Genomic DNA, 6,069 nt, shown 5'->3' with positions numbered 1-6,069 from the left:
GGCGACCGGTCTTATTGCGACGCGACTTCGGGCGCGTCACCAAATGCCCACATGCGTTCCAGATTGTAGAAGCTGCGGACTTCGGGACGGAAAAGATGCACGATGACATCTTCGGCATCAATCAGCACCCAGTCCGCCGATGGCAAACCTTCGATGCGGGCATGACGTCCGGCCTTTTTAATACGCTCGGCAAGCTTTTGCGCCATCGAGGCCACTTGGCGCGACGAACGGCCAGATGCGACGACCATATGGTCGGCAATATTGCTTTTGCCTTCAAGCGGAATGGTGACCACTTCTTGCGCCTGATCATCATCGAGCGATTGAAGAATCAACGCGTGCAGCGCGTCGGGGGTTAATGTGGGTTCCTTGGCCTTTGCGGTGGCTTTGCCAGAGGCAGGAACGGATGCAGGTTCGATCAAGATGGCTCCTTAAAGCACAATATTTCGGGTAACGCCGTCACGCGTTCCAAGTTCCTTATATCGGTGAAACCAATATGGGTCCGCACGCCGAAGAGCGGTGGCCGAACGCGGATCTGGACGAAAGCGCAAAAAGACAAGCGCTGGCGTACTCCATTTCGTCCAGTGATGACGCTGGTCCGAACGCCGGACAAACCGCCTGAACCAGGCCATTGCGGGACCCGCAACGACTTGGGGGTTATAGCTTGGTCTGGCAATAACTGCAATCGGCATCAATCGCGCTATATCGCGCCAGCGCCGCCAGTGATGAAATTGCAGCAAATTGTCGGCGCCCATAATCCAAATGAACTGCGTTTTTGGGTAACGCGCCACCAGTTTCTTAAGCGTTTCAGCGGTGTAGACGGTGCCAAGCGCCTGTTCGATAGCGGTGACTTTAATCGGTGTGCGCTTTGCTTGTGCCTTTGCCGATGCCATCCGCGCGGGCAAAGGTGCCATGTCCGATTGGGGTTTTAACGGGTTGCCCGGAGAGACCATCCACCAATATGCGTCGAGCCCGAGCGAATCCATTGCAAACAGGCTAATCGCGCGGTGTCCTTTATGCGCCGGATTGAACGATCCGCCCATGAGGCCAATCGTTTTCAAGGGCGTGTCTGACCTTGGCCGCGGACAATCCATTTATATGTCGTCAGCCCCTCGAGCGCGACGGGGCCGCGTGCGTGCAAGCGACCAGTGGCGATGCCAATCTCCGCACCCAAGCCAAATTCGCCGCCATCGGCAAATTGGGTGGAGGCATTGTGCATGACAATGGCGCTGTCGACTTCTGCCAAAAAGCGTGCTGCGGCAGCAGCATCTTGCGTGATGATCGCATCAGTATGGTGCGAGCCATGGCGGGCAATATGCGCTATCGCGTCATCCAGCCCCGATACGACGCAGGCTGAAATGACCGAATCAAGATATTCGGTGTCCCAATCTTCCGCATCGGCAGGCACGGTGCGGGTATCCAGCTCCATCAATATATCGTCCGCCCGCACTTCACAGCCGGCATCCAGCAGCGCGGCGATCAATGGCGCAGGCGCGGGATAATCCTGATCAATAAGCAACGTCTCCGTAGCGCCGCAAATGCCGGTGCGCCGCATCTTGGCATTCACGACCAAGGCTTGCGCCATTTCGGGGTTGGCATCCTTATGGACATAGCTGTGGCAAATGCCGTCAAGATGCGCGAGCACGGGCACGCGGGCTTCGTCCTGAACCCGGGCAACCAGCGACTTGCCGCCGCGCGGAATGATCATGTCGATCGCCCCTTGCGCGCGCAGCATCGCGCCGACCACCGCGCGGTCCTGAGTCGGGATCAACTGCACGGCGTCGGCGGGCAAGCCTGCGTGCGTCACACCCTGCACCATCGCCGCGTGGATCGCACGGTTGCTGTGTACCGCCTCGCTACCGCCGCGCAGGATGACGGCGTTGCCCGAGCGCAGCCCTAAGGCCGCTGCATCAGCAGTCACATTGGGTCTGCTTTCATAAATAATGCCAAGCACGCCCACAGGCACGCGGACGCGTTCCATGACAAGGCCATTGGGCCGGCTGCGGCTGTCGATGATTTGCCCGACGGGATCTTCTAGCGTTGCGACCTGTTCCACCGCGGATGCCATCGCCGCGATGCGGCCTTCATCCAGCTTCAGCCGGTCCAACATCGCAGGGGATATCCCCGCCGCCACCGCAGCGGCCACATCTTTGGCATTCGCCTCGAGAATATCTGCCACGCTGGCGTGCAGGGCAGCGGCAGCGGCCAACAATGCAGCCGCCTTGGTCGCAGCATTGGCGCCCGCCAAACACCGCGCGGCGGAACGTGCATTGGCCGTCATATTGGCCATCAGGATGTCGTTGTCGGTCATCATCTGCAACTCGTAGAGAAATGGCGTCAAAAGGGAAAGTAATCCGCTTTATTTGACACGCATCGCTTATGGAACACATGCGAATCGGTGCAATGTCATTGAATTTACGTATTTTTACGCGGATTTTTAGGCCCAAATATACCAAATTAAACATATCCAAATGTCATTTTAACGAGGTTTTCCACAACTCATCGCACGACTCACCCGACTCGTCACGAGTCGGGTGCACGCGATTCGCTAGGCCTCCCTTCGTCTGCTACGCGCCATCATCGAACTTAAAACGGGGTGGTTTGTGTCGCTTAAGACCAGAATGTCCGGTTGGAAAAACCGGGCTGCTGGATGGTTTATTGACCGCGAGTTTTTCATGCGGGCCAATGGCCAAGTCCGGTTCTTGAAGATATCTGCGCGCCTGCAACGCCGCGCTGCCGGCACCCTCGCGTCTGTTCTCGGGCTATGGTTATTGGTCACTTTTGGCATGGCGATCAATCAAGTGACCCTCAGCGCGCAGCGTCTTGCGCTGAACGAACAGGAAGCCAAGGTCGAATCGGCCGAAGAGCGCGTGGCAAGCTACCGCGGTTCAATCAACGAAGTGACTAAGGATTTGGAACGTCGGCAGGAAATGCTCGAAAGCCTAGGCGACCAATATCTGGGTGACCTGAAAGAACCCGGGGCTTCAGCGGCGACCGCATCCACCGCAACCGAACAAGACAAGGCCGTAAAGACCATCAGTGCGATGGTACCCGAAGCCGCTGGCCTTGCCCGCATAGAGGCACGGCAAATTCGCTTTGCAGAACAAATAACCAAAATGGCGCAGACGCGGACCTTGAAGGCCGAAGCTGCCATTCGCCAATTTGGCCTGAACCCCGAGACACTGGCACGCCAAGCCCGCAACGCGCAGGGTGGTCTGTTCGAGCCGTTCTTTGGCAAAGGCAAAAAGGACGTCCGTGATCCGCGCTTTTTGAAACTTGCCGCCGCGCTTGGCCGCATGGACGCCATGGAGCGCGCATTGGCCGCAATCCCGACCGCGTTGCCCGCATCCGTCATGTATATGTCCAGCGGCTTTGGCTATCGGAGCGATCCGTTCACGGGCGTCGGCGCCATGCATGCCGGTCTGGACTTTAAGGGCCCAGTTGGAACACCCATTTTTTCGGCAGCCGAGGGTAAAGTGACGCTCGCTGGCTTTAATGGCGGCTATGGCAAAAGTGTTGAAATTACGCATGCCAATGGCTTTCTAACGCGCTATGCGCATTTGTCGGGCGTAAATGTCCGGCCGGGGCAAATGGTTGAACGGGGCGTTCAAATCGGACGGATGGGTAGCACAGGTCGTTCGACCGGCAGCCACCTGCATTTCGAGGTGCGCCTGAACGGTCAGGCTATCAACCCGCGTAAGTTTTTGGAGGCAAATCCAGATGTTCTCAAAGTCCAAACCATCGCCGGACTCCGTGCCGACCCTGCAGCAAAGGAGTAACGTTAGCGTGCGTAACAATTCTGGCCATACATTTTCCATCATCGCCGCCGACGTTGAAATTGTTGGCAATGTGTCAGCGCGCGTTGACCTGCATGTCGACGGCAAGGTGCAAGGCGACGTGACCTGCGGCAATCTGGTGCAGGGCGAAGGCAGCATAATCGCGGGCAAAATCATCGCCGAATCGGCAAAGCTTTCCGGCCATGTCGAAGGTTCGATTGAGGCCAATGACCTCGTCATTGAATCCACGGCGCGAATTACAGGCGACGTTGTCTATAGCAACCTAACCATCGCGCCTGGCGGCCAGATTGAAGGCAAATTCCGCCACAAATCATCCATGACGCCAAACATCGCACGCGCTGCGGCCACTGTCGGCAAAGTCACCGATCAGTTGATACTTGGGGCGGATTCGAAGGTCGCATAAGCAGGCCCCTGTCGTCCCGAACTTAGTTCGGCTCTGCCAGCCTTCGGCTTCAGGGTCTTACGTCCCCGCACACCCGTCATCCTGAACTCGTTTCAGGATCCATTTATCCGTTCGAGCGCAGAGCATGCTGCACAATAAAAAAGGCCCGAACCATAAAGGTCCGGGCCATGAGTTAGATGTTCGCGGGAGGAACATATGGAGGCGGCGGGGCATAAAGGAGAGAAGAAACGCCCCGCCACCAAGTCGTAAAGCTCAATAATTGTAGGCACGCTCACCATGTTCGGTGATGTCGAGGCCTTCGCGTTCTGCCTCGGCATCGGGCCGCAGGCCAATGGTCTTGTCGAGGATGAAGAACAGGACGGCAGAACCGATACCCGACCAGAGCAGCGTCAGGGTGACCGCTTTAATCTGGGTGACCAATTGGCCCGCCATGTCATATTCACCAGCGACTGCCGGGAAGACAGTATAGTCGAGCCAGCCCTGACCGCCCAGTGACGGGTCGGCAACGATGGCGGTGCCGATAGCGCCGACAATCCCGCCGACACAGTGCACGCCGAAGACGTCGAGCGTGTCGTCATATTTCAGCTTGTTCTTCACATAGGCGACGAAGACATAGCAGACGCCGGATGCGATAAAGCCGAGCAGGATTGATGTCATTGGCGCTGCAAATCCGCTGGCTGGCGTAATCGCAACCAAGCCAGCAACCGCACCCGTAACCGCACCAAGCAATGATGGTTTTCCATGGTGGAACTGTTCAATCAGGCACCATGCAACGGCAGCAGCAGCAGTCGCGACAAAGGTGTTGATGAATGCAAGAGCGGCAAGTCCATTGGCTTCAAGGTTGGACCCAGCGTTGAAGCCGAACCAGCCCACCCACAGAAGCGAGGCACCGATCATCGTCATGGTCATCGAGTGCGGCGGTGTCGCTTCCTTGCCGTAACCGATGCGCTTTCCGATCATGATGCAGCCCACAAGGCCCGCAATGCCGGCGTTGATGTGCACCACCGTGCCGCCAGCGAAGTCAAGTGCGCCCATGCCCCATAAATAGCCCATGTCCGTCGGTGCGTCGACGAGGAAGTCTGGGCCAGCCCAGTACCAGACCATGTGCGCGATCGGGAAATAGACGACCGTTAGCCAGGCCACCACAAACAGGATTAACGGCGTGAATTTGATCCGCTCTGCAAATGCCCCGACGATCAACGCCGGCGTGATGCAGGCAAAGGTCATCTGGAACACCACAAAGGCATATTCCGGAATATAGACATTGTTTGAGAAGGTCGCCGCAACCGTGGTTGCATCAACGCCCTGCAAGAACAATTTGGAGAAGCCGCCGATGAACGGTGTGCCGCTGGTAAAGGCGAGCGTGTAGCCCCAGCTAACCCAGACAAGCGCCGCGACGGACACGATCATGAACACCTGCATCAACAGGCTCAACATATTCTTTGTGCGCACAAGACCACCATAGAACAATGCCAATGCAGGAACCGACATCAGCAGGACGAGCGCGGAGCTGATCAACATCCAAGTCGTATCGCCTTTATCGACCATGCCGGCCATTTGTTCAACTGTCGGTGCCTTGATCGGGCCATCGGCGACCGCAGCTGTTGCTGCGACCTGCGCCACAGCAGCGCCAGCCGCCGCTATGCCATCAGCCGCTTTTTGCGCAGCCTCCTGCGCAAAAGCGGGCAAGGCGGCGAACATAGTCGCCCCCGCCGCGCCTAGAAATTTCAGTGTCTTTGACATTGTCTGGTTCCCCTAGCTTGATAGTATCGCGTCAAAGCGCGGTTTCGTTGGTGTCGCCCGTGCGGATGCGCAACGCACCAGCAAGTTCGAATTCGAAGATTTTGCCATCGCCAATCGCGCCGGTTTCGG

General features: G+C 57.5%; 7 protein-coding genes. 2 read left to right on the top strand and 5 right to left on the bottom strand.

Translation table 11 applies throughout. The features are described from left to right. Window positions 1–11: 11 nt before the first annotated feature. The 3 genes from rsfS to ACIQ2T_RS11550 all read right to left on the bottom strand — a co-directional run bounded on the left by rsfS (window position 12) and on the right by ACIQ2T_RS11550 (window position 2,311). Entirely contained in the window at window positions 12–341 is a 330-nt protein-coding gene (gene rsfS / locus ACIQ2T_RS11560; RefSeq protein ID WP_397590947.1) for a ribosome silencing factor, read from the bottom strand. Between the two features lie 87 nt (window positions 342–428). Then, window positions 429–1,058: a nicotinate-nucleotide adenylyltransferase gene (locus tag ACIQ2T_RS11555; RefSeq protein WP_353208785.1), complete on the bottom strand. Its 630-nt coding sequence runs from the start codon at window positions 1,056–1,058 to the stop codon at window positions 429–431. Further along, entirely contained in the window at window positions 1,055–2,311 is a 1,257-nt protein-coding gene (locus ACIQ2T_RS11550; RefSeq protein WP_397590944.1) for a glutamate-5-semialdehyde dehydrogenase, read from the bottom strand. Before ACIQ2T_RS11550 ends, ACIQ2T_RS11555 begins: the two co-directional genes overlap by 4 nt. Before the next feature lie 307 nt (window positions 2,312–2,618). Here ACIQ2T_RS11550 and ACIQ2T_RS11545 point away from each other — a divergent pair, with 307 nt between their 5' ends. Together ACIQ2T_RS11545 and ACIQ2T_RS11540 are read left to right on the top strand one after the other, a co-directional pair. Continuing rightward, window positions 2,619–3,776: a M23 family metallopeptidase gene (locus ACIQ2T_RS11545; RefSeq protein WP_397590943.1), complete on the top strand. Its 1,158-nt coding sequence runs from the start codon at window positions 2,619–2,621 to the stop codon at window positions 3,774–3,776. A gap of 7 nt (window positions 3,777–3,783) precedes the next feature. Further along, window positions 3,784–4,197, top strand: a complete 414-nt coding sequence (locus tag ACIQ2T_RS11540) for a polymer-forming cytoskeletal protein (protein WP_397590942.1) — start codon at window positions 3,784–3,786, stop codon at window positions 4,195–4,197. A 252-nt stretch (window positions 4,198–4,449) separates the two neighbouring features. Here the strand turns inward: ACIQ2T_RS11540 and ACIQ2T_RS11535 are convergent, their stop codons facing one another. After that, window positions 4,450–5,898, bottom strand: coding sequence for an ammonium transporter (locus tag ACIQ2T_RS11535; RefSeq protein WP_397590946.1), 1,449 nt, complete (start codon window positions 5,896–5,898; stop codon window positions 4,450–4,452). 73 nt (window positions 5,899–5,971) lie between these two features. Next, a partial coding sequence (locus ACIQ2T_RS11530; RefSeq protein WP_397590945.1) for a P-II family nitrogen regulator occupies window positions 5,972–6,069 on the bottom strand: 98 nt, incomplete at its 5' end.

Origin of the sequence: Sphingorhabdus sp. (assembly GCF_044357595.1) — a bacterium.
Taxonomy (GTDB): Bacteria; Pseudomonadota; Alphaproteobacteria; order Sphingomonadales; family Sphingomonadaceae; genus Sphingorhabdus_B.
This window is presented reverse-complemented; position numbering and strand designations above follow the sequence as displayed.

Coding starts and splice junctions, on each gene's coding strand:
- ACIQ2T_RS11550 (WP_397590944.1), bottom strand. CDS start 2,311: ATGATGACCGACAACGACATCCTGATGGCCAATATGACGGCCAATGCA.
- ACIQ2T_RS11545 (WP_397590943.1), top strand. CDS start 2,619: ATGTCCGGTTGGAAAAACCGGGCTGCTGGATGGTTTATTGACCGCGAG.
- ACIQ2T_RS11535 (WP_397590946.1), bottom strand. CDS start 5,898: ATGTTCGCCGCCTTGCCCGCTTTTGCGCAGGAGGCTGCGCAAAAAGCG.